Origin of the sequence: Roseovarius sp. EL26, from assembly GCF_900327775.1 — a bacterium.
In the GTDB taxonomy this organism is placed as follows: Bacteria; Pseudomonadota; Alphaproteobacteria; order Rhodobacterales; family Rhodobacteraceae; genus Roseovarius.
The window spans coordinates 1,343,203-1,367,291 of sequence record NZ_OUMZ01000007.1; the positions used below are offsets into that span (position 1 = coordinate 1,343,203).

Consider the following 24,089-nt stretch of genomic DNA (forward strand, 5'->3'; position numbering starts at 1 on the left):
TCTGGGTTATTCTTCCGGCGTGTCATCTTCGACCGGTGCCGTATTCAGCGCCGCGACATATTTGAACAGATCCTGATCCTGCTCTGGCGCTGCATCGCTATAGGCATCGGTGATAGTTTCCGCATCCAACTTCAGATCAGAGGTAACTGAACCGCGCGCGCCTGCAGGACCATAGAGCTTCCCATCAACCTGAAAATAAACCCCACCGGATTCACCAATTTTGGCGACTTGCGCTTCTTCAGTTGCTGGCACGTCATAAGATTCGCCAGCTTTCATCACCGTTTCATAAACAATGCTTCCATTGGCAGCGCGAACGCGCACCCAAGATGGGCGCACCGCGACCATTTGCAATCCGGGTAATGGATCTTTGAGCACCTGAGGACTGGGCAAAGGATCATGCGGATTAGCTGTCAGACGTTCGGCAGCAGAACTTGTGTCTGTTTGTGGCAGGCCCGGGCGCAACGCGCCAACCTGTCTGGGGTCCAGTGTCGAAATCGGCGCATCCCGCGCGATCAATACAGGCACATCCAGCGCCTCAGGGCGATACAAACGATCCAGCTTATCTTCTGCTGGGGCGCGGAAAATTGTGCCATTTTCTGTCAGCTGCGGGCTATCCTCAAACACCTGACCATTACCAGCCAGTGGATCAAGATCAGCTAAAACGTCTGGTGTGTTCTCGACCGGTGCAAATTGCACGCGCTGCACTTCGTTCAAAACAGCCCAGCCGCCATAACCGATCCCAGCGATCAATGCGCCAAGAACTAATACCGATCCAATGGCACCCGGTTCAATTCTGGACAAAAAGCCATCGTTGGCATGCATATAAGCTGGTGCCTGCCCAAACAACGGATCATCAATGCGAGTGGATTTTTTCAGAACACCAGTGTTCTTGCGGATTGTAGATGCTTCGGCTGACATGCCGTGCGCGATCGAGAAACCGCTTTCAGTGCAAAAGTCACTGAATGCCTGATCAGGATTCATGCCAAGATAGCGCGCGTAAGAACGGACATATCCCGGAATGAAGCCCGGAGTATCGAATGCATCCGGGTCAGAATTTTCTATGGCTGCAATATATGGAGCCTTGATTCGCAGCTCTCGCTCTACATCCAGCAACGATTTTCCCATCGTTGCCCGCTCACCGCGCATGGTATCACCAAGACGCAGTTGAAAGTCGTCAAACCCCTTTGGTTCAACGTCCCGAACACTATCTTTGCGCGTAGATCGACGCCCGATCATGCAGCCTGCCCCTTATTAACTTAAATGACACCCCAAAGTCCCGATTCGAGCGTCACCCGTTTTCTTTAGATCAGACTAACATATTTCAAGTTAATTTGCACTTTTGATGGCATCATCCTGTCATTTCGGCGCGATTCAGCGCGCAATGGCTCCATAATTCATCCATCGCCTGCACTAGACGGTTCATTTCATCCGGCCCGTGCACCGGAGAAGGGGTGAAACGCAGACGCTCAGTTCCGCGTGGAACGGTAGGGAAGTTGATCGGCTGTGCATAAATTCCGTACCGTTCAAGCAGCATATCACTAAGGATTTTGGTATGCACAGGGTTACCCACCATCACCGGCACGATATGTGACCCGTGATCAATCAACGGCATCCCGAGCCCCTTGAAGCGCAATTTTAAGATTTTTGCCTGCGTTTGTTGTTGATCGCGTAGATCCTGATCCCGCTTGAGGTGTGCAACGCTAGCAGCTGCCCCGGCTGCAACAGCAGGCGGCAAAGACGTCGTAAAGATAAAACCCGGTGCATAAGAGCGGATCGCGTCGCACATTTTCTCACTTGCTGCGATATAGCCCCCCATCACGCCAAACGCCTTGGCCAATGTGCCATTGATAATGTCCAGCCGGTGCATCAGGCGATCACGTTCCGCCACGCCACCACCGCGTGGGCCATACATGCCCACAGCGTGAACTTCATCGATATAAGTCAGTGCGCCAAATTCATCTGCCAGATCGCAGATCTCTTCAATAGGGCCAAAATCACCGTCCATCGAATAAATCGATTCAAAGGCAATCAACTTTGGCGCATTCGGATCATCAGCCTCGATCAACTCGCGCAGATGCGCCAGATCATTATGGCGGAAAATCCTTTTTGCGCCGCCATTACGACGCACCCCTTCGATCATCGAGGCATGGTTGCGTTCATCACTATAGATGATCAGTCCCGGAAACAGCTTTGGCAGCGTGCTCAGTGTGGCATCATTCGCAATATAGGCACTGGTGAACAGCAAAGCGGATTCTTTGCCATGCAAATCAGCCAGTTCAGCCTCTAGCTGCTTATGATAAACGGTTGTGCCAGAAATATTGCGTGTTCCGCCCGACCCCGCACCAGTCGCATCAAGCGCTTCGTGCATTGCATTCAAAACAACCGGATGTTGCCCCATGCCTAAGTAATCATTGCCACACCAAACAGTGATCGGGCGTTCATCACCATCAGGGTGCCGCCAGACAGCATGCGGGAACTGACCTTTCTTGCGTTCAATATCAATAAAAGTCCGGTAGCGACCTTCATCATGCAAGCGGGCAATCGCCTCATCCAGTTTTGCTGTGTAGTCCAAAGGGCATCCCCTAGTCGTGTTGCGCGCCGCGCTCTGGCTTGGCTTTATTAAGCTTTTAGACAGAGTCGGACAGTTTTTCCAGTCATAGGTCTTATAACTCGTTCACAAAAGGCTACAAAATGCCGCTGCTACTGCCTTGATCCGGATCAAACTCTGGACAGTAAGGCGCGGCCTGATACCTTCGCCGCCAAATAAACACCTCGAGCCGGAGCAAAAGATGTCCATTGACGCCATATTATCCCACATCGACGACCAAATGCCCAACGCCCTTGAGCGCCTTAAGGGATTGCTGCGAATTCCATCAATTTCAACTGATCCGGCCTATGCTCAGCATTGTCAGGACGCCGCTGACTGGTTGGTCAATGACCTGCGCGACATTGGGGTAAGTGCAGAAAAGCGCCTAACCCCTGGGCACCCAATGGTTGTTGGCCACTACGGGGACAGCGCCTCTGAATCCGGGCCGCATCTTTTGTTTTATGGCCACTATGACGTACAGCCGGTTGATCCTCTTGATCTGTGGAACAGTGATCCATTTGACCCGCAGATCGAAAACACGGCAAACGGCCCAGTCATTCGCGGCCGGGGTGCATCCGACGACAAAGGACAGCTGATGACCTTTGTAGAGGCCTGTCGCGCCTACAAAGCCGTGACAGGCACCCTCCCCTGTCGCATCACATTTTTCTTTGAAGGTGAAGAAGAATCCGGCTCACCGTCACTTATTCCCTTTCTCAAAGAAAACGCCGACGAATTAACTGCAGATATCGCGTTGGTATGCGACACGTCTATGGTCTCGCCCGGGGTGCCATCAATTTCATCGCAACTGCGCGGCATGCTGAAAGATGAGTTCACCATTCATGGCCCCCGGATTGACCTGCATTCCGGTCATTATGGCGGCCCCGGATTAAACCCGCTCAAGGAGATTTCGCGAATCATCGCGACCTTTCATGATGACCAAGGACGTGTTGCCGTCGAAAATTTCTATGATGGCGTGCAAGAAGTGCCCGCCGAATTGTTGCGACAATGGGAAAACTGTGGGTTCGATGAGGAAACATACCTCAGCTCTGTTGGCTTCACGCAACCACACGGAGAAGTCGGATATTCCACATTGGTTCAGCAGTGGGCACGCCCAACATTAGAGATCAACGGGCTCTGGGGGGGATATCAGGGCGTGGGGTCAAAAACTGTCATCCCAGCCGAGGCTCATTGCAAATTGACCTGCCGTTTAGTGGGCGACATGGACCCCGACATCGTGCGTGATGCGGTGCGCAAACACGTCGAAGACCGCCTCTCTACGGATGCACGCATCACTTGGAACAACGATCTTGAGGGCTCTCCTGCCTCGGTCATGAATATCGACCGGCCAGAATTTGAACGCGCCCGACAGGCACTGTCGGACGAATGGAACCGAGAAGCGGTTTTTGCAGGCATGGGCGGCTCGATCCCGGTCACACGGTTTTTCACTGATATCCTTAGCCTTGATTCCATGTTGATCGGTTTTGCTCAGGATGATGATGCAATTCATAGCCCCAATGAAAAGTATGACGTGGAAAGTTTTCACAAAGGCATTCGTAGCTGGGCCCGTGTTCTGGACAAGCTTAACAAGGCGTAAAATGCGACCCTAAGGCCATGAAATATCTTTATTCTCATGGCCTTGAACGCCACACTTATTCTTTAGGAATATATTTTATTTATATTTCTTAAGGAAAGTGATGGCGCGGTTGACGGGGCTCGAACCCGCGACCCCCGGCGTGACAGGCCGGTACTCTAACCAACTGAGCTACAACCGCGCATAACGCATCTGGCTTTGTTCAGGCAGTGATGGCGCGGTTGACGGGGCTCGAACCCGCGACCCCCGGCGTGACAGGCCGGTACTCTAACCAACTGAGCTACAACCGCTCACTGCGCGCCCAAAGCCTTGGACGTGTTGCGCTTCATATGATGGTGCTCTCGCCCCGTCAAGCGCCCATGAGATGAAATTCCACATTCTTTTTACGGCATCCCGGATTTTTCACAGATCCACTGTGCGACACTCAATGCCAGTGCTTCACCAGCCGCTCCAGCGCAGACTTACCACCGACACATTCAAAGATTTGCAGCGGTGCAGCCTGCTGTTGTGGATTGTCACGTTCAATTGCCTAATTCAGAAACAATTTACGGCCTTTTCGGTTGATCTATATCGTCTCTTTCAATCTGATTTTTGGTAAATGACAAAAAAGTCAAACTCCTCTTTTCCGTCATCTGATACGTTTTTACTCGCCATTTAACGATACCGTTACCACTTAAAGCGTAATCAGTATTTGACGCAACGGGTAAAACGTAAGTATAAGTGACTAGCAGTCCGCAATTTGGGATTACAGGTAAAGTGCTTGATTTTCACGAAAGACTAAAATCCTATATTCGGGATTCAGATTATGACTACAAAAGCCTGTCTCTCGAGATCGGGCAAGGTGAGAGATATATCTCCAATCTGCTCTCTTCTAAGAGTGACCCAGGCTACACCAGCGTGGTCAAAATGTGCTCGGCGTTAGGATTAACCCCCAATCAGCTGGCTGGTCTTGATAACCAGATCACACTCTCAAGCAACGATGTCGATAATCGCGTTGTCAGCGCACATGCTGAACGCATCTTGACTGCGGTCACCCGCGAAGCACAGCGCAAACTGACACGCCGCGGTGTCGGCCCATTGATTGATGACGTGCTGACATGGTGGCACCAACAAAACGGACTGCTCTCCAATTTTGACGGTCTTGCAGATCATGTTGATCTGTACTTGCCGCCAGAGCCAGATTCCAAACTACCTCTACCCTATTCAGTGGGCGAAAAAAGTCTGGCGACGGTTTGCTTTGGTATCAAGTCCGTGGAGCACCTGAAGTATCTATTTACCACCTTTGATGACAACCTGTGCGAAAGCGTCAGCATGGCCCATGTAGAGACTTCAAAAGGTGATCCGCAGCTTTCCATTCAGGAAATTGACGTCAATCTGCCAGGATACAGCTTCCCATTACGTTTCAGCTACAAGCGGTTGCTCTTGCCTGTGCATGACGGCCGAGGCACCAACTATGTTCTGAATTACTCACAAGCTCTCGAGTGATCTCGAATAGTGATGCATCATATGGGATAAGTGGCCCTCCGGCAGTGCCACCAACCATTCTGTATCTCCACGCCCCTGTGGCACCGGTTGCGCCCAACGCGCTACACCAGGCAACTGGATGGTAAATCCGTAATTGGTGGCAAATCCTGCCCTAACATCACGATCACGCATCATTGCGTAAATCCAGTCCACAGGCCATTTGGCCGCGATACACGTATGCATCAGCATCATCAGATAACGCAGGCGTTGGCGTGATCCACGCCGGTCAGGACGCACAAAAAGTTCTCCGATATAGGCCATACGGCCATAAAAACCGGGCGGCAACGCATGGGTGAAGTCCAGCAGCGTCTGGCCATCTTCATTTGGATAATGCCGGTCCATGGTACGCATCATGTATTCACGCATCGATTCGCGACCAACATTGTCATAACGCGCGGCCAGAGAAACGATATACTCGCCCTCTTCACGCATGAACAACCACAAGCCACTTTCCTCAGTAAAATCGTTGTAGCGTGACGACAGCTTTGGGGTCAGCCCAGGTTTACCCATCGCTTCTGTCATCTGCTCTGCCAGCACGAAATCAGTGATCATCTCAACTTCGATGCCGTCTTCGGCAAGCGCGCCAAGACATTCGCCTCCGACCTTGATCAGGTCTAAAGAATTCCCCACTGCCCGTTCCTCACTTTTAATCCGGAGGGTTTAATTTGACACAATATACTCAATACACCTCATGTCATTTCCTAGACGGAAAGCGACCAAAGGGCCAAGGAATGTTTCGGAATTTGGGCGTAATTGAGGCGGATCGGTATCTTTTCGACACATAATTCCCCCTTAAAGTGAAGGCGCAATAGCACTACGCTTATGAATTGAACGTAACAAAAATCGCAAACTCAAAATACGCAACAATGAGAAAAAATTTGATGAAATATGCCAGTTATGGAAACAAAATCACTGGTAATATAATTGTTAGGTTTAAATTTTTCCCATCACAGTGTAATATTATGGCGTAATCATGTGTCCATAGTACTGGATGAAATTGCGCGGCCAAACATGTATGTAGAGTATCCGCCATGCCCACACTTACAGTTTATCAGCTCAACGGTGATCCATTCTTTAATACGGATGTAACCATCACAGATGAATTCGTTGTTGACGTCACAGACGACGACACGACGTTAGATGGGAACGATACCAACTCTGCACAATTTACAGTTACTCCTGCTCTCGCAGCGGCAGGCTTCACTGGAACATCTCAAAACTTCGGTACATTTGAAACTTATAGTGGCAGCGTTGGCGGTACCCCAGTTACATTTACATTGCTCCAATTTAACGGCGCTCAGTTTATGGTCGTCACCTCCGGGCCAGCGGGCCTAAATATTAATGACACAATCACAGGAACGGCCAACGGCAGCATAACAACCCCTCCGCCGACTCCATATACCAGCCTCCCTGACTTCACCTGCTTTACTGAGGGTTCCCGAATTCTGACTGCTTCAGGGCAACAAGCCATTGAAACCCTGAAACCCGGAGAACAGGTTTTGGTCTCAGATGGAACATTACAAACTGTGCGCTGGATCGGTCGTAGAACATTGTCTGCAAACGATCTTAGACGGCACCCCCACCTCAAACCGATCCGCATCAAAGCCGGAACTTTTGGGCATAATATGCCCGCCATTGATGTTCTAGTCTCTCCGCAGCACCGCATCGCCATTACGTCACCAGACATGGAGCTGTTGTTTGAAGAAACCCAGATGCTGGCAACTGCAAATTCCTTGATCGACGGAGGTGATGTCCTGCAAGATGAGCAGGCGTCTGCTGTGACGTATATACACATTCTTTTCGACCAACATCAGTTAGTAAATGTTGAGGGGTTTTGGTCTGAATCTTTTTATCCGGGGCCATGCTCAATGGATGCTATGGCACTAGAAACTAGAAACGAATTACTAGAAATTTTCCCGATTCTCGCTGACAAACACATCGGCTACGGGCCTACAATTCTTCCGGTTCTCAAACCATTTGAGGTCGCACTAATACAAAACACGATGACACTTCCTCTGTTTACAAGATCAGCGCTTCACTAGAGATCACGTATCCAACCGGGGTTGTTATGGTGCGGGCGGTGGGACTCGAACCCACACGGGCACAAGGCCCAACAGATTTTAAGTTTTTCTTTAACGCATTTTTTACAACCTTTTGCGCCTTATAGTGGTCCGCAACCTCATATAAACACGACATAAAACTCTTATGCGCCTCACCACCACCTGAGGCGATCTAATCAGAATCGGGCCCGAGTTCGGGCTAATCGTCAGATTGCATAGGAGAAACGCCTCATGGCAACCAAACTCACGCAAAGCGTAGTGGACAAAATCCGCCACGACCAAGAAGCAGGCAAACAGATATATGACGCTTCTGTAAGCGGCCTTCGGATCGTTATCGGCAAGATGAGCGCCAGTTACAAATTGGTGGGCCGTATCAATGACGGAACCGACCGCTATATCTCACTTCTCATTGGTCGCACTGACGAGGTGTCGTTAAAAACAGCCCGAGAACGCGCTCACGAGCTAAGAACGATACTCCGCCGCGGCGAAGACCCGAGAGCAACTAAGACAAGGATACCAAACCTCAAAGAGGTTGCAGACGCATACTTTGCGACACGCGGTCAGGAACTCAGCACTCGGACCTTGGCTTGGTACAAACAGAAGGTAGACGGGGCGCTTTCAACACTGAAGAAATTACCCGTAGATCGGATTGATCGAACAACAGTACGTGCGTTGCATGAAAAGCTGACCCGTAAAACCGGCCCCTGTGGCGCCAACGGCGCAATGCGCGTTCTGAAGCTGCTGATCAATGACGCCGCCAGAACGCTTGACTTGCCGCCAAACCCTGTAACACGTGGTGTTCGGATGAACCAAGAGAGGCCGAGGGATTGGGCAATTGGACCAGATGACATGCCTTCGCTCTGGCGTCAGTTGGATGACTTGGAAGACCGTGTTCGTCGTTGCTGTTGGTTGGCAATGTTGCTGACAGGGCTTCGCTCAAAGGACGCCAGGTCAATGAAGTGGGAACATCTTGATCAAGACGGCGTGCTGACCGTACCATCGCCAAAAGGTGGTGAGGTCAAAGCCTTCAAACTGCCCCTGCCTCGGCTTCTCGTACAAGAACTGGGCGAGGTTCGTGATCTGACAAGGCCACTGGAAAGTCCATTTATCTTCCCCTCTTCGACATCAAATAGCGGCCATATAGAACAGATGTGCCGAACCAAAGGCTTTCCCTATGCGCCTCACATGATGCGCCACACCTATCGGACGCACGCGATGGAGGCAGGGGTGGATTTTCAGACGGTGACTCTACTGCTGAACCACGCCAATCCGCATGTTTCGTTCAACTATGTAACGCGCGCGCATTTGTTGGGACATATGCGGGAGGCACAAGAGGGGGTTTGTGCCAGATTGTCCTCGTTTAGATGATCCAGAAAAGTGAACGTAAACACACTACTCCGCCACTTCGCCTCGGTCTGACAAGTATTCGAAGGCCTCAGCAGAAGACATTTCGATTAGTGCTTCTACGAAGGCATCGGGCACTTGGCAAACTTCCACACTCTTTACTGAGTGGACACCAATTAATCTGAGCGCCCTTTTAACCTTCTCAATTTTTTTCGGCCCTGGACGCCAAATTTGTCTACAGGAATGCTTTAGCGCTTCTTCAGAAGTTTTGTGATCGGATTCGGAAAGCCGCTGTCCAAGACAATCTTTGGTATATCGTTCGACATCCATTCCGTCTAAAAGGGCTCTGTCAAATTTTTCGACCAAGCTGTGCATAAGACTAATGACACTCGCAGCGTCTTTAAAAGATGGGGCCTCGTTTCCTTTATACCTTTTCAAGAATTCCTTTATTTCCAATCCTCTGAAGTTCTTGAGAAACCGCTCTTCGTCCAGAACAAGCTGTGTCTCTAACTTTCGCTGTATCCTTTCATTGGAAAGTGAATGTACTCGCTTGTTTCGCCAATCTATAGCGGTCTGGGCGAGTGGGATATCATTTGCATTAGCCAGCGGCAAATACTTGTCAAAGACAATCAGTCTCTTGGATGTACTTTGACCCGCCGCATCGAACCCTGCTTCGAACTTACTGCTGTGAAAAACGCAAGGGTGACGCCGACATAACATCATATATGTATCAAAAGCATCTACTGCTCTAACAAGCGCCAAATCCAAAGCAAAGTGTCTGCTTCTTTCAGCTGATCTCCTCGCATCTCTGGGGTTCCAAGAGGTGCTGAACTCTTCACCAAGCTCGACTTTACCGGATCGCACTCCTTCTAAGCCAACCAATATCGTAATGAGAAAATGATTTGCTTGGCCTAAAAGATCCTTAAATGCAGTTCTCGCAACCGTTCTCTTCAATTCAAACAAAACTACTGTCACCTTCAAACCGGTTGCTTGATGCCGCGCATGAGTCGAACATGCCCGTCCGCTTTGATAGGGTCTTTAGAACCATTTAAAGGCGGGGCTCCCGTGAGCTTGCGGCCCGGAAACCTTAGTATGCTTCCGCTTGGCAAACAATACGACCAGACAGCTTCAGCAACTTTTCCTCAATCCTTGTAGGGAATGTTTGGAGTTCCATCCCAATGCATCCCGTCGCGCCCGACACCATCATCCGGTAAAACTAAGTTGGTGACTTTTAGAGGCCGTGAGACCGAGACAATACCACGCCATTGAAAGGTTTCATCAATGGCCCAGGTTTCCTCCGGAGATGCTTCTGGAGCAAAATAGTGCCAGTACACATAATTCAAAGGCTTACCTTTGGGATCGAAATTGTTGATCGTTTCCATTATTTTTTCATACCGACGCGCCTCAATTTCATCTGCACCCAGGGCCTCAATACCGACGTGAATGACCCCTGGTCGATCATCGGGTAATTGTTTGTTCGCTGCGAAGAGCTTCCTTTTTATGTCACGAGCCTTTTTTTCAATTGCTTGACTGGAATGACTGCTCCACCGAGCCACGATGGCCTGCCCAATCTCGTCAATGTAATGAGGATTCTCAGCAAATTTGACCTTATGAAGAACATTCAAACTGTCATAACGTTGATAACTACCTGTTAACAATTTGCTGTAAACTGGCCCAGGATACATAATGTATCCGTTGCTGAGCGCTTCTTGAAGCGGCTCCAAATCAAGATCGCCAATAATTCCTCGTCCGAATGTATCATTCCACAGAAAGGAGCGCTCGCTCATCCTCATATATTTTTTAACAATATCAACCAAGTAATTCTGTGAGACGTCCTGCATTTCCACCTTAAAGTCGATGTTTAGGTAGACATTTCGTCCGGATGGAACAATCATCCTCGACGCGGGAGTCCAAAGTTCCCGCATTCGCGCCCGCTCGCTCTCAGCGTAGTCGCCAGATTCAAGCCTTTTGCATTCCACAGCCCATGACTGTCCATTAATCTCAACATCTAAGTCATGAGTTTTTGCAATGCCACGTTTTTCTGGCTTAAAGGAAACATTCGCACCATCCCTGCGATATGCTAAAGCGACTAGCATTTCGAACAATGGGCCGTTGGGTTGACCTCGCCCAGCCCCAATTAAGCTCTTAGCTTTCCCCTCAAAGCCCCCAATCTCAGGGATCAGTTGCGCATTTCGTCCGATTGCAGCCAAAATCGGCACAACTCGTGAACCAGAGTGTACTTCGTAGTTCTGTGGATGATCCGTTAGGGCCTCTCCGAGGAACAAATACCATGCGATTAAGTCCGACGTATCATAAAACCGCCCTTCTCCTGACGGGTCTTCAAGTTCGCCAATCAGTGATTTGTAGAACCGCTCTGCGGCAGAGTTCCTACGGGTTTCCCATTCCCCTTCTTCCATTAGAGATTTGAAATAGTTTACACCTGTTTTCAAATCTGGAAAATCGCCGTACATGGCCTCCTCGCCTGGTCGTAACGTGAACATGTCAGGTGGAAACTCGAGCAAAGGCATTTGCGACTCAATTTGATGAACAATGGGTTATATCAGGTCACAACAAGATCAAAATCAACAACCCCTAAACGACAGTCCGAATTTTCGGCATCGATCTGATGCTGGCGCGATGCTGTCAGGGCCGCTCAGAGCATTGAGACATTCATACGATACTAAGAGTACCGAGCCGATACTCTCAATTACTGAACAAAGGCAAGGAAACCATGCATGTTGATTAACTACCCTGCTTGCAGTGTTGGGTGAATATCAACGCAGATTTCGGCACAGCTTATTGCCCTTCACGTTATGCGAGAACTCTTTTCTTATTCATAGCGTGGAATTCGAGCCAGCTGGCTGCTTTATCGACGCATCAAATGGTCTTTATATTGAGAGACGCGATACACTTTGTCGGCAGCCTTACTGAAAGCCTCATAGATCGGGAGGCTTTGTCGCCAGTTTGAGATATTTAGATTGCCCACTCCATATTGTGTACAATTGCATACACAATTGACAGTAGCTTTATATTTGTAAGATAATCTTTATTACTTCCTAACACTCAGCTGTGTTTGACATTTCAAAAGGATGTAAATTTGTGAATATTTATAACTTCATAAATAGAAATGAAAAATTCGTCCGTTTCTCGCTAGCGTTTTTACTGGCTCTACTGCCGCTTATTTTGACTTTTCTCCCCTCAGATTCTCCTACAGAAAACATGGATACGGACAGTAAGATCGAATGGTTGATCGATTTTACCAGAAACAATATTTTGATCCTCAGAGTTTACTTGGTAGGCCTCGGTTTTGTTGCAGTAATATATATTTTCTATTACTTTTTTGAGCAAAAAAAGCCGATACGGCGCTCTGTATTCATTGGTGATGAGCAATATCTGGAGTTTTGCCGACTGCGTCGTGCAATAATGAAGAGTTACAAGAACAAACCGCTGACGAAAGAGATATATGCAACCTCGCATTGCAACCTGGTCTCACGACTTGATCTTGCGCATGAGAGTAATGAAGAGTCGCTTATGACAATAAATCGGGAATTTTTTGGTGCCGTGGCGCAAAAAATTTCAGAACCTGATGAGACTTCGCGATTAAATTTGCTAGTGTATTATGATTGGGAAGACGAAGGCTTTCGGAAGAGTGCTGAAAATGAATGGGCTGTGCGGACCTCAATTCTTAACGCAAATAATGCGGACAAACCCACAAACTTCAAACCTTTGAAGCTCAATCGAAAGTTTCTCACAGATTACTTCATTATCGAAGATCATACGTTTTTGACTATGAGAAAACCCGAGGCGAACAAGGCTCAAGTCACGTGTTTGTATATAAAGGATGACGAAATTGCAGATAGTTACAGAAGTTGGCTGAAAAACATTGTGGATTCTTCTCGCTATGGAAAGGAATATTGTGATGAGCAGGCAATCACTGAAGAGCTAGCGAAGTCTCTTTAGGCATAAGATAGCTACGCTTGGCATCTTGAAAACTTTGGTAGCGCAGATGAGGGTCGATATCAGGATTGGCAATTACAAACTCGATATCTGACCTTCTCGCATTAATAAAGCGCTCCACTTTCTTAATCTCGTCTGGGGTATCAGCACGCATCCAGACAACTTCGCCGCCATCTTCCACCACAAACGAATTCTCACGTGTCACATGCTTTTGGCGGCCCTGAGCGATATAGAGATCGGACCATCTGGGATCTAGATTATAGAATTCGCGGTTGAAGAAATTTGAAAGTGCATACCCAGCCAAGGGTTGTAACGGACCAATCGCTACAAACGATTTCCCATCCAATTTAGATATCGCAACAGACAACGATGGTAAGCATGCACCGCCTTCGCACATCTTCTTGAAAAGCGTTTTTAAATATCCAATGTCAGTTTCTGTATTTTTCAAATCAGACCTCCAAAAACACCTACATGTTAATATTTACATTAAAAAACATAACCTTGTCTAAATTATGAACACCTGTCAATGAGCTGGGCGCATTCGCACCTATCCTTTTCACATAAGTCCTGCCTCTAGATTGATTGTGCATATTCCTCGAAATGCCTAGCCCTGTCTAACTCAATGTCACTCTGATGTCATCCTGACTAACTGTATAAAAAGATAGGTACGCCTCACCTTATCATCCATTCAAACCACACAGAATTGAGAGTTGCAGGGTGATAACTCGCGCTTTCGTAAGGTGTCATGAAGAAAGCGTGAAGATCCTGATCCCGCATTGCAACCGCTCTATTCGCAACTGCGGATTCACAGAGCTTTCCACGCAAATCCACATGTGTCGTTCAACTAAGCCACGAGGGCCTTCTGTAGCGACATAGGCACTCACGTCATACACGAAGAAGTAATAGGTTACATCAAGGTGTAGCCGTATCAAAATCAATGCATGTCAATTAGCCCAAGGAGTTATTCGGACATGCAACAAGATATTACCCAGCGTTTGGAGCGCATTGAGGAGGCAATCATCGCCCCTCCTAAAGAATACTTAAACATCAAGCAGGCAGCCAGTTTCATCGGTGTTAGCCGCCAGACTCTCGACCTCTGGCGTATGAATGCTAAGGGCCCCGCTGTGCATCGTGTTGGCACCCGCGTCCTTTATTCGATTGCGGATCTTCGCACCTTTATGGCAGAAAACCGACAGGAATCTATGTTATGACGGCGAGCCATTTGCACCAAACAGCAGGGTTGACCAGACGAGTAGACCCCACCCAAATGTCAGTACTTTCCGAAGCCGGATATACCTTAATCGCATTGCACCATTGGGAAGCAAAGACGAAGTGCCGCCGCACTGGAGAACTGCGTATTCGAGGGAAATCGCCAATCCACAGGGATTGGACAAAGCGACCTTACTGCAACGCTGAGGCACTGAAACATGCAGCCTGTGGTGGCAACGTCGGTGTGCGTCTAACAACACTCGATCTCGTGGTGGACGTCGACCCTAGAAACATAGACGGTGGACGGCCTGCAATGCTGCCCGCCCTGAGAAAACTTGGGCTTTCTCCCAATGATTTTCCTACCGTCTTTACCGGCGGTGGTGGGCTGCATCTCTACATGACCAAACCAACCAATCTTTCCGTTGTGGGCGAGTTACGTGATGTTCCTGGCATTGAATTCAAAACATTTGGCAGGCAAGTTGTAGCCCCAGGATCCTTACACCCGTCGGGAACATTATACACTTGGTCTTCGGTGCCAGACGATTTATGGCTAGGCGCACCCAAAGCTCCCGTGAAATTGTTACGCCTTATTCGCAAGTCAAAACGGCAGAAAGTCCAGCCTAGCCAAGGTATCGGAGAGCATCCGCCAGAAGAAATTGCAATTATCTTGGACAAGCTGGATCCAGAGAGTTTTCGCGACCATAACCGATGGCTGCAACTGATGATGGCCTGTCATCATGCAAGTGCTGGCGCGGCACAGGAGGAATTTATCGAATGGTGCACGACTGATCCGTTTTACTCAAACGACGGTCCCGAGATCGCATACCGATGGGACAGCTTGAACCGACACGGCGTCGGGCTCGGTACGTTATACATGTTTATGCGTGAAGCTGGAGTAGCACATCTGATTGATCGGCGCCCAAGCTATGATTTCCCCAACGACTTGGCAAATTTTGAGGTGATTCAATGAGTTTAGACACAAGAGGTATCTTACAAAGCATTGCACCCAGTCATCTCGCAGCGGAGACCATTTCTATATCAGCATTGGTCAAAGCTCTAGGCATGTGGCTGGAATACGTACCCAAAGAAAACCGTTTCAGGGAGCTTGACAACGACGAGCTCAAAGGAATGATTTGGTCTGCGCTCGACGGGCGGTCCTATATTCACCGTGGAAAAGGCGGTGATGAAGAAAAACAGCTCTATATGAACACCAAACGTTCTGCGGACATTCGTGAAGCCATGATCCATCTAGCCTTGGAGCGAGGTATAGAGAAGCTGCCGTTCTGGCGTCACAAATGCGACGATGATCCGGACCCGCGCTACCTTCTGTCTGTATCGAACGGATTGTTGGATTGGCGGACAGGCGAACTGATTGAGGCCACGCCACGGTTTGTGTCCACTGACTGTTCTGATATCGGTTTCGATCCGAATGCCGTAACATTCATGTGGGATATGTTCTTGGACGAGATTTTCGATGGTGATCATGAACAGGTAGAACTATTGCACGAGGTCATGGGTTGCATCCTCACTGGACAACATCGTTTCCAGAAAATATTCCAACTTTTCGGCCCGCCACGATCTGGCAAAGGTACAATCAATCTGATGCTCACAAGGCTATTGGGGATGCGCTCTGTAGCCTCACCACGCATCAAGCAGATCGCTGAGGGTGGCTTCGGCTTGCAATCTCTGATCGGTAAGAAAGCTGCAATCGTGGGTGATGCACGACTTGAACGTGGACGCAAAACGTCAGCCCTGACCGAACTTCTGCTATCCACGTCTGGAGGCGACCTTCAAACAGTCCAGCGCAAGTTTAAGGATGATTTTGTCGGCTATCTCCCAGTTCAATGGATGCTGATGTCAAACGAACCCATTCTCATGCACGACCTGACCGGAACGATTGCAACTCGGATGGTATTATTGGAAACACGCCGGTCATTTCTGGGACGCGAGGACAATACACTATTCGAACGTGACTTGTTGCCAGAAGCAGCAGGCGTGTTGAACCGATGCTTGGAGGCTGCCAGACGCCTATCGAAACGCGGGCGCTTCCTTGTTCCATCCTCGATCAAAGGGAGACAAGCTGAGATACTGCGGGAAGCATCAACGGTCACGGCGTTTGCATCTGAGTGCTTGATTGCAGACTCCACTGGATCTACGCCAAAGCAGGATATTTATGACGCATATGAACGTTATTGTCGTGGCCATGGTCGGATTCGCGCTGACGTCAACATTTTTTGGCGAGACTTGCGCACCTCTGGAAAATTTCGAGATGACATGGTCAAGCGAGTTCGGATCGATGGTCGTCGGGTGCAAACGGTCGAAGGCTTGCAGGTCCACCTTGATGAAAACGCCTTGCCCTTCGCAACGGAGGACGATTTTCCAAAATAGCTAAGGCAGTTGATAATGGACGGTCAGGGTTATTTTCCAAAATGTTAACCGAAAACTCAAAGCGGCCAAGCATGGATGCTAGCAGGTCAGGGCGCGTTCAACGTTAGAAGGCATCAAGCCTGACCGGCTAAGTGATTGTTTCACAAATTCCTTTAATTAAATCTCTAAGATGGTCAGGGTGGTCAGGGTTACTTTCAAATCATCGCCATATGAAGAAATGAGAAAAGCCGTATATATAATGACTATGCAATAACTCTGACCGACCTGGCCGCCCTTGAAGTCAATTGTTCCTCAATGTTTAGGCCTGCAGGCTAGGTGCATATGGAAAATAGGATCACAATGCATCTTTAGAGTGCTGCTTGAGGTGGAGAAAGAAAACTCAGAAGAAGATGCAATCATTAACACTGGCTCAATCTGTTGATTGTTTACGCGCGCAGGCGCGAGAGTAAAACGAAAATGGGTGTATGGTAGAGTTTCAAACCTATCGGGCATCGCCGCTTGGTCGATTAAATTGCCCGTACCTTGTCTGGGTTCCAAGATATGCTGATGGACAGCACCGACCATAGCAAACGGATGCAGATCAACAACATCATGAACGGCCTTTTGATCAAATCTGAATAAGCTCCAAATACCACGGTGATCAAGGATACTAAACTTACAACCAAGGCCACCGAAAAAGCTGAGCAGACTGCAATCTCAATTGAGAACATAGCCCTGAACGCGCGCTGAACCACATGGGAGTGAAATAAGAGTACCCGATCATGTCAGAGTGGATTTGCCATACGCTTACCTTTTGGCAAACCTTAAGGTGGTGATTACCATTACACTTTCTATTCTCAGGCGTTCAAGATATGCTGTGTTTAGGATTGGTAAATGACCAATCTCGGGGCGTAGTAACCTCACCGCAAGCGGCCGGTGTCGGCCGTAATGACACCTCCTCGAACCTTATATGGTCGGGGAGGCACTGGCGTATGTCCAAGGCTTCGGCCCAAAGGCCAGCGCGGTCGTCTTGCGGCGACTTACTAACTCCCCGGCTGCTAGAGATTACTCTAGTGGCCGATTTCGTTAGTAAAGGAGCCGTTATGATCGGAAATGATTTAAAGACAGGGGAAACATCCGCCCCCGGAGCGTTTGTGAGTCCGCTGATTGTGATATTGGAACTCTACGCCTTTGGTTTTGCCTTGCGTATTCTCCAACAGAGCGATTTGAACGCCCAAACCATTGTGGCAATGCTGCTATTTTGTGTGTTCGCTTTCACCCTTATCACAGGCAAAGGCTTTCCGCATTTCCGCCAGCGAGGAAAAGCAATGTTGTTTCTGTTCGTGGCTGGATACTTCTCTCTACAAGGTGCGAACTTGTCTGGTGAGCAACGCGAGGCCCGTTTGGCCGAACTTCGAAAAAGCGATCCTGCCGCGTACCTAGTTGAGCTACGAAACGTCGACGAGGACAGGTGGTTTGTCGAACTGCGCCAGTTGGATCCAGAAGCTCATGCAAAAGAAGCCGCAAGCCGCGCTACACAATCCCACGCCGATCGCCTTGCAGCATGCACAGATGAGAAGATCGGTCTTGCCTATGTCATGATCCAAGAGGATGTGCGTCGGTCATTGCGAGCTCCATCGACGGCAGAGTTTCCGGGCCGTTTTGATGCAGGAACGCGGAACATGGGGAACTGTGTATATAAGGTGATTGGTCAGTACGACGCACAAAATGGGTTTGGCGCGATGATACGCGGTACATTTACAGGCACGACCGAGTATTCACCAGAACGCGGTAGCTGGCGAACATTGATGCTGGATGTGCAGGGATAGCGGGTAACCCAAAGAGCTCGTCAATTTGGCGCAGATTCTCGAAATAGCAACCTCCCCTGCAGCCTAAATGAAACCAGGGGAGGAACCAGCACTCAGAGCAAAGGTCTGGTTTCGAATATGCGTGAGGGTCTATATTGGGCCTCATATACCACCTCAATCTATAACTCATTGATATCGAATTGATTTAAAGTCCATATCAGGAGACTTCATATCCTTTGTCCGTATCCATGTTGATCCAATCTGCTGCATAGGTCGCTGCGCCAAGAACATAACAACGCAGGTATTATGCGCTGACACGTGCTATTAATTCGACATTTTGGACCCCTGAGTGTAAAAATACCTAAAAACGAGACAGGAGAATTTTCCTTTGAATTCAGCGCCTTCTATAGTTGACTTGTTCTGTGGTTGCGGAGGATTCGGACTTGGAGCGGAGTTGGCGGGTTTCAAGACGGTCGCTGCCATCGACATCGAACCAAATCTGCAATCTTCGTACCGCTTAAATTTTCCAAATACCAAAGTGGTTGAGGGCGACATCTCCCAAATCGATAACGATTGTTGGCGCGACATCATCGGCTCGAACAGGCCAGACGGAGTCATCGGTGGGCCACCATGCCAAGGGTTCTCTCGAATGGGGAAAAGAGATCAAAGCGACAAAAGAAATCAACTGATCTACGAATTCTACCGGCAAGTTAATATTTTGAGGCCAAAGTTCTTTGTCATGGAAAATGTTGAAGGGATTTTTGACCCATACGGGGCAGAAATCCTCTCCTCGGCGTTGAAGACTCTAAAAGCACCATACAAAATCTTAGGTCCGTTCCTGGTCGACGCTGCAGATTTTGGTGCAGCCACGCGAAGGCGTCGTGCAATAGTTATCGGATATTTGCCTGATGAGATCGCTACGCTGAATCAAGATTTGTTCACCCACCCTTACTCTTCCGATAGAACTACAATTAAGGACGCAATTTCTGACCTTCCTGGCCCTATTGAAACAGGCAAGTTGAGCGAGCAGTTCGGTCTGGCGAGACTATCTGCAGGCGGGGCAGAGCTTTCGAGTTATGCGCGACGTGCTCGATCACTTCCAAAAAATGGCATGGGCTGGAACAAGGCGATAGAGTGGATGCAGGATGGGCGTGTCACTGGCTTTTTCTCAACCCAACACACCCCAGTGGTCAGACAGAGATTTGAAAATGTTGAACCAGGCAAAGTAGACTCAATAAGCAAGTACCCTCGGCTGAAATGGGATGGTATTTCACCAACTCTCCGAGCCGGTACCGGAAGTGATCGCGGAAGCTTTCAGGCAGTTCGCCCGATTCACCCAGATGATCCACGCGTCATCACGGTACGAGAAGCGGCACGCATCCAAGGCTTCCCCGATTGGTTTGTATTCCACCCCACGAAATGGCACAGTTTCAGAATGATCGGGAACAGTGTTTCCCCTGTTGTATCAACACATATCTTGTCAAAGATTCTTTCCGCTATGAGTTTAAAGATAGCTGCGTAATTTCTGAAAGGCAGACGATGCCAACTACATTTCCAATAGATACTCGGCCAACTAAAGAATTGTTGGTCACAAATTTGACCAGAGACGCGTCCACCGAGGCTTGTATCTTTGATCTTATCGACAACTCGATTGACGCAGCCCGCAACACCATTCTGCAACAATCTCCTAAGTTGCCTGACTCTGACCAACTACCGAGCTCGTATAGTAGTTTTTCTGTTTCTTTAGAAATACTAGGGGATCGTCTTGAAGTTGCTGATAACTGCGGAGGAATGGATCCTCAAGGGTTAGCTTCAGGATATTTGAGATTTGGAAAGCAATCAGAGCACGAATACGGGATTGGTCTATATGGAGTTGGCCTTAATAGAGCCCTGTTTAAGCTTGGCAACAATACCGAGATCACAACAGAGAATGCCAGTGGTCAGGCGAAAGTTGAGATAGACCGAGCCGCATACATCAAAGACGAAGACAATTGGAACATTACAGGTGAAACAACCCCATCCACTGGCGAAATTGGCACCCGGGTTGTGGTCACAGGGCTTGACCCAGAAATTTCACGGCAAACTTCCAGCCCTGAATGGCGTAGCAGCCTAATAGCAGAAATGGAAAAGCGCTACGCAAGATTCCTAACGAAGGGGTTTTCAATTACGGTCAATGAGGAAGTTCTTCATCCGGACATCGTTAGCGTACGGAAGACTGGTCCATTTCCCCCTTTGGTCAAATCATTCAAAATAGATGCAGATACATCCGTTTACATCGAAGCCGGCCAACATGAGGATCACCGCTTTCCAGCTGAGCCTGACTACGAACTTAAAACAAACCGCGAGCTTGCCGACCAATACGGCTGGTCCATTATTTGTAATGATCGGGTTATAGTACATCTTGATACTAGCCCTAAGACAGGTTGGGACAAGAAGTGGCATAACGAATTCAGCGGATTCGTTGGTTTTGTTCATTTCACATCCAAGGACCCAAAGAAATTACCCTGGAATACGCCTAAGACAGACGTCGACACCAATAACCAGGGTTACCAATCAGTTCTGGGTGACATGCGCTCTTTTACAGAGAAGTGGCGTGCCAACGCTAATCAGGCAAAGAAGACAAAAAAAGCTGGAAAAACCCTGAAGCCCCCGACTACTCCTACCTCCTCACCTTCAAAGCCCGGCACAGGGACAAATACTAACATACCAGCGCCCAAACCCCTGACAACGAAGGCTCCAGTGGTCACGAAGCCGAGTCAAACTCAGCTAAGGTATGTATTGCCTCAAGATATCAACGAACTCCATTGCTCAGACAAGTTGCTTCAACTAGTCCAAGAGGGCAAGAAAGTTGACGCTTTTGAAACCCACTACTCGGCGCTCGCGCTAATCAGGATGTTATTTGAGACGGCGGCAAGATCATTTTTGGTCAGGCACAAAGAATATTCCACAGCCCATACAAAGATCATCACCAAGCGTGAAATAGGCACTGGAAAAACCCTTACTGAGAAGCAGAAAAAGGACCTGACACCTTCGATTGATGAGCTGATATGGTTATTCAACAATGATCCAAACCTGTGGCGTGACGGTGTTGGCAAACACATGAATCAAAGTTTGGCCAAATTTGCAAAGCACAAGGAACGGATGAATTCCGCGATCCATCACCCTTTTCAGGTAATCAATATTTATGAAGCTCTGACTATCAGGGACGAAGTGCTACCTGTGTTACGTCACTATATAGAAAAGTGACTAAATCAGGTTGACGAGATCACCCCAATTAATGAGTGGCAGGGCATTGATTGCTTCGCTTCGGGATCTATTTGTCTTGTCCGTCGATTCGCTTTGCGATCGCTTCAATAAAAGCGTCTCGCGGATGCTTTGCGTCCAACCTCTTCTCTAGGGACTGAGCTACGTCATCGACCAAGCCTCGCCCTATCGTCTCCAAAAACTCAAGCTGCGTTCCATTACTATGGAAAATTCCCTTGGACATTCGAGCCAATGTGGTGACATCTAGTGGCTCGAACTCTTTCCGGATGTATCGCAACTTTTCCTCTATCAGGATTTCGGGTGCTACGTTCAAGTAACCTATAGGAAGACCCAGCGCTGCTTCTACGTCTTCCAATGAATACCCAAGCACGGCCATCCCTTCAGACGATATTGCGTTGGCAGGGCAACTCGAGAACTCAAACTTCTCAAGAAAAATGGAAAGTAAATTGGCAAGCTTGAGTAAATGCTGGGCGCATGACCAAGCAATATCGGCACCAAGAAGGACTTCCGGGACCGCCTCCCTGTTTCCCGCGAACCGGTAAGTCCAGCGATCCGACCCCAACCGCCCTTCACCGACGTAACCGACTGGCCCTTCATGTTGGGAAATATTTCGAAGCTCGAGAAAAAATCCCATAGCCAGATCGGTTTTCATGTTTTTCTGCTCCTCTTGATACCATTGCGCGAAATTCGGCACGGTCTTCATTGATTTTTGAAGAACAAAAGTTGTACTTCGACAGGCACTTAGAAACGCGTTCAAATGGAACTGAAACTCCAGTCCATTGCGCTCCACAACACCTGCCAAGAAATACTCCGCCTCTTGAAGCTTTTCCAATGAGTGTCTTAAGGAAGTGAATTTATGGGGCAATGCTCCTCCGCACGTCTTTTAATATTTGTAAGTGTCTGAAATAATGAATAAATTTGGTGCGGGCGGTGGGACTCGAACCCACACGGCCATACGGCCTCCAGATTTTAAGTCTGGTATGTCTACCATTCCATCACGCCCGCATCTGGCGTTGTCTTCAAAATTCAATTCCGGGCCTATTTTGGGCCTAGAAACAGTCTCCTCGACGCAACGCCTTGTTCCGTATGCACTTCTCCTTACAGACGCAAGGATTTTAAGTCTGGTATGTCTACCATTCCATCACGCCCGCATCTGACGCAGCTCTTCCGTAGCGCGGTAGGAAAAGGAAAACAACGTTATAGCGTCAATGTTGAGAGATTTTTTATGACCCGAATTGAACAAAGCCCAAATATTCATTTTCTTCAAAGTTCTTGTTCTGTGGCTTCCAGCGCGGGTAGCAAACGACGTTCAGATAGCCAGGGGTTCAACCTCAGGGCGCGCCGCAAGACCAACGCCGCCTCGCCATTGCGTTCCAATGCGACAAGCGTCAGAGTCTGGCCAGCCAGTGCAGCTACATGATTGGGCGACAATGCGATCGCTCGCTCCAAATCCGGTAGGGCCGTTTCATAGTCTTGGCGCAGGAAATTCACAAAAGCACGCTGATTAAACCCTTCAGCGTAATCCGGACAATAATCCACCAGCGCATTGAGCGCCACCAGTGCCCCCTTATAATCATAGGCTTTGCGGCGCTCCATTCCCTCGTCCAGCAATTCCTGCGCATGTTGGTCTGGCGCATCAGCCCAATACGTCCACATCTCGTTTGCAATCAGCCGCGCGGACATCTCTGATGGGGCAAGCTGCACATCTTGGATCAACTGCTCAAGCGCCTGATTATGATCAGGGGCCTCTGGGCAGTTCTGTGCCCATGCGGGAGTAGCGATCCAGTAAAGAAGCAAAAAATATCTCATGACCAGATAATGACGCGGTGAGTCCGTAGGTCAAATCACATCTGAGAGTGCATTTTCCTTAACTGCCTGCATCGCCACATAGGTCGAAGTCGCTGCAACATGCGGCAGAGTCGACAATTTAACCGCCAGAACTTGGCGGTAATCATTCATATTCTGTGTTCTAATCTTCATTAAATAATCGAAGTTACCTGCAATCAAGTGCACTTGTTCGATCTCAGGGATTTTGGTCACGGCGGCATTGAATTCAGCCAATGCTTTTTCACGGGTGTCCGTCAACCGCACCTCAACAAAACTGACATGATCCATCCCAAGGCGTATCGGATCAATTAGCGCACGATATCCGGTAATAACGCCCTCTTTCTCCAATCTGCGCAGGCGTGCCTGTGTCGGAGATTTTGACAAACCAATTTCACGTGCAAGGTCGGTAATACTGATGCGCCCATCTGCGGCCAGAACCCGCAGAATCGCTCGATCAAATGGATCAATTCCGATCTGGTCACTTTGCATGGTAGTTCCTAAAATTTATCATCATCTTCACTGCAGAAATGCAAAATACAGGAAACTTCACT

General features: G+C 48.7%; 20 protein-coding genes and 3 tRNA genes. 11 read left to right on the top strand and 12 right to left on the bottom strand.

Translation table 11 applies throughout. From position 1 onward, the window contains the following. Positions 1-6 precede the first annotated feature (6 nt). Entirely contained in the window at positions 7-1,236 is a 1,230-nt protein-coding gene (locus D9A02_RS14485; RefSeq protein WP_120501628.1) for a helix-turn-helix domain-containing protein, read from the bottom strand. Positions 1,237-1,348: 112 nt separating this feature from the next. Beyond that, positions 1,349-2,572 (bottom strand): 5-aminolevulinate synthase, encoded by a 1,224-nt coding sequence (gene hemA / locus D9A02_RS14490; RefSeq protein WP_120501629.1) that lies wholly within the window; start codon positions 2,570-2,572, stop codon positions 1,349-1,351. Positions 2,573-2,789: 217 nt separating this feature from the next. Between hemA and D9A02_RS14495 the strand changes: the two genes are divergently transcribed. Further along, positions 2,790-4,181 carry a M20/M25/M40 family metallo-hydrolase gene (locus tag D9A02_RS14495; RefSeq protein ID WP_120501630.1) on the top strand — a complete coding sequence of 464 codons (1,392 nt, stop codon included), beginning with the start codon at positions 2,790-2,792 and terminating at the stop codon, positions 4,179-4,181. Between the two features lie 101 nt (positions 4,182-4,282). On the opposite strand, the gene D9A02_RS14500 is transcribed toward D9A02_RS14495, so the two are convergent. Next, positions 4,283-4,359 (bottom strand) — tRNA-Asp (locus D9A02_RS14500). 32 nt (positions 4,360-4,391) lie between these two features. Continuing rightward, positions 4,392-4,468 (bottom strand) — tRNA-Asp (locus D9A02_RS14505). Between the two features lie 466 nt (positions 4,469-4,934). Here D9A02_RS14505 and D9A02_RS14510 point away from each other — a divergent pair. Continuing rightward, on the top strand, positions 4,935-5,663 hold the full coding sequence (locus D9A02_RS14510; RefSeq protein ID WP_120501631.1) for a helix-turn-helix transcriptional regulator: 729 nt from the start codon (positions 4,935-4,937) through the stop codon (positions 5,661-5,663). On the opposite strand, the gene D9A02_RS14515 is transcribed toward D9A02_RS14510, so the two are convergent. Then, positions 5,646-6,332 (bottom strand): hypothetical protein, encoded by a 687-nt coding sequence (locus D9A02_RS14515; protein WP_120501632.1) that lies wholly within the window; start codon positions 6,330-6,332, stop codon positions 5,646-5,648. The genes D9A02_RS14510 and D9A02_RS14515 overlap by 18 nt on opposite strands. A 401-nt stretch (positions 6,333-6,733) precedes the next feature. On the opposite strand from D9A02_RS14515, the gene D9A02_RS14520 reads away from it, so the two are divergent. Both D9A02_RS14520 and D9A02_RS14525 read left to right on the top strand, forming a co-directional pair. After that, entirely contained in the window at positions 6,734-7,744 is a 1,011-nt protein-coding gene (locus tag D9A02_RS14520) for a Hint domain-containing protein (RefSeq protein WP_120501633.1), read from the top strand. Between the two features lie 249 nt (positions 7,745-7,993). Next, positions 7,994-9,130: an integrase family protein gene (locus D9A02_RS14525; RefSeq protein WP_120501634.1), complete on the top strand. Its 1,137-nt coding sequence runs from the start codon at positions 7,994-7,996 to the stop codon at positions 9,128-9,130. Between the two features lie 24 nt (positions 9,131-9,154). Here D9A02_RS14525 and D9A02_RS14530 read toward each other — a convergent pair whose 3' ends face one another. Together D9A02_RS14530 and D9A02_RS14535 are read right to left on the bottom strand one after the other, a co-directional pair. Beyond that, positions 9,155-10,069, bottom strand: coding sequence for a hypothetical protein (locus D9A02_RS14530; protein WP_162933080.1), 915 nt, complete (start codon positions 10,067-10,069; stop codon positions 9,155-9,157). Positions 10,070-10,248: 179 nt separating this feature from the next. Then, the gene (locus D9A02_RS14535) at positions 10,249-11,634 is read right to left on the bottom strand and encodes a transposase (protein ID WP_120501636.1); all 1,386 of its coding nucleotides are present in this window, start codon (positions 11,632-11,634) and stop codon (positions 10,249-10,251) included. Positions 11,635-12,205: 571 nt separating this feature from the next. On the opposite strand from D9A02_RS14535, the gene D9A02_RS14540 reads away from it, so the two are divergent. After that, on the top strand, positions 12,206-13,066 hold the full coding sequence (locus D9A02_RS14540; RefSeq protein WP_120501637.1) for a hypothetical protein: 861 nt from the start codon (positions 12,206-12,208) through the stop codon (positions 13,064-13,066). Here the strand turns inward: D9A02_RS14540 and D9A02_RS14545 are convergent. After that, a complete protein-coding gene (locus D9A02_RS14545; protein ID WP_120501638.1) occupies positions 13,038-13,511 on the bottom strand; it encodes a hypothetical protein in 474 nt (157 codons plus the stop codon). The genes D9A02_RS14540 and D9A02_RS14545 overlap by 29 nt on opposite strands. 523 nt (positions 13,512-14,034) lie before the next feature. Here D9A02_RS14545 and D9A02_RS14550 point away from each other — a divergent pair. The 6 genes from D9A02_RS14550 (at position 14,035) to D9A02_RS14575 (ending at position 21,693) form a co-directional block, all read left to right on the top strand. Continuing rightward, positions 14,035-14,274 carry an AlpA family transcriptional regulator gene (locus D9A02_RS14550; protein ID WP_162933081.1) on the top strand — a complete coding sequence of 80 codons (240 nt, stop codon included), beginning with the start codon at positions 14,035-14,037 and terminating at the stop codon, positions 14,272-14,274. A gap of 56 nt (positions 14,275-14,330) precedes the next feature. Continuing rightward, entirely contained in the window at positions 14,331-15,242 is a 912-nt protein-coding gene (locus D9A02_RS14555) for a bifunctional DNA primase/polymerase (protein ID WP_162933082.1), read from the top strand. Next, the gene (locus D9A02_RS14560; protein WP_120501641.1) at positions 15,239-16,660 is read left to right on the top strand and encodes a phage/plasmid primase, P4 family; all 1,422 of its coding nucleotides are present in this window, start codon (positions 15,239-15,241) and stop codon (positions 16,658-16,660) included. The genes D9A02_RS14555 and D9A02_RS14560 overlap by 4 nt, the downstream gene beginning before the upstream one ends. 1,082 nt (positions 16,661-17,742) lie before the next feature. Next, positions 17,743-18,468, top strand: coding sequence for a hypothetical protein (locus tag D9A02_RS14565; protein WP_120501642.1), 726 nt, complete (start codon positions 17,743-17,745; stop codon positions 18,466-18,468). Positions 18,469-18,835: 367 nt separating this feature from the next. Then, positions 18,836-19,969 (top strand): DNA cytosine methyltransferase, encoded by a 1,134-nt coding sequence (locus D9A02_RS14570; protein ID WP_120502548.1) that lies wholly within the window; start codon positions 18,836-18,838, stop codon positions 19,967-19,969. A gap of 17 nt (positions 19,970-19,986) precedes the next feature. Beyond that, positions 19,987-21,693 carry an ATP-binding protein gene (locus D9A02_RS14575; RefSeq protein WP_162933083.1) on the top strand — a complete coding sequence of 569 codons (1,707 nt, stop codon included), beginning with the start codon at positions 19,987-19,989 and terminating at the stop codon, positions 21,691-21,693. Between the two features lie 67 nt (positions 21,694-21,760). Here D9A02_RS14575 and D9A02_RS14580 read toward each other — a convergent pair whose 3' ends face one another. The 4 genes from D9A02_RS14580 to D9A02_RS14595 form a co-directional block, all read right to left on the bottom strand. Then, positions 21,761-22,543 carry a hypothetical protein gene (locus D9A02_RS14580; protein ID WP_120501644.1) on the bottom strand — a complete coding sequence of 261 codons (783 nt, stop codon included), beginning with the start codon at positions 22,541-22,543 and terminating at the stop codon, positions 21,761-21,763. Positions 22,544-22,630: 87 nt separating this feature from the next. Beyond that, positions 22,631-22,716, bottom strand: a tRNA-Leu gene (locus D9A02_RS14585). Positions 22,717-22,974: 258 nt separating this feature from the next. Continuing rightward, positions 22,975-23,508, bottom strand: coding sequence for a hypothetical protein (locus D9A02_RS14590; protein ID WP_367946752.1), 534 nt, complete (start codon positions 23,506-23,508; stop codon positions 22,975-22,977). 42 nt (positions 23,509-23,550) lie between these two features. Next, positions 23,551-24,027 carry an Lrp/AsnC family transcriptional regulator gene (locus D9A02_RS14595; RefSeq protein ID WP_120501646.1) on the bottom strand — a complete coding sequence of 159 codons (477 nt, stop codon included), beginning with the start codon at positions 24,025-24,027 and terminating at the stop codon, positions 23,551-23,553. Positions 24,028-24,089: the final 62 nt, after the last annotated feature.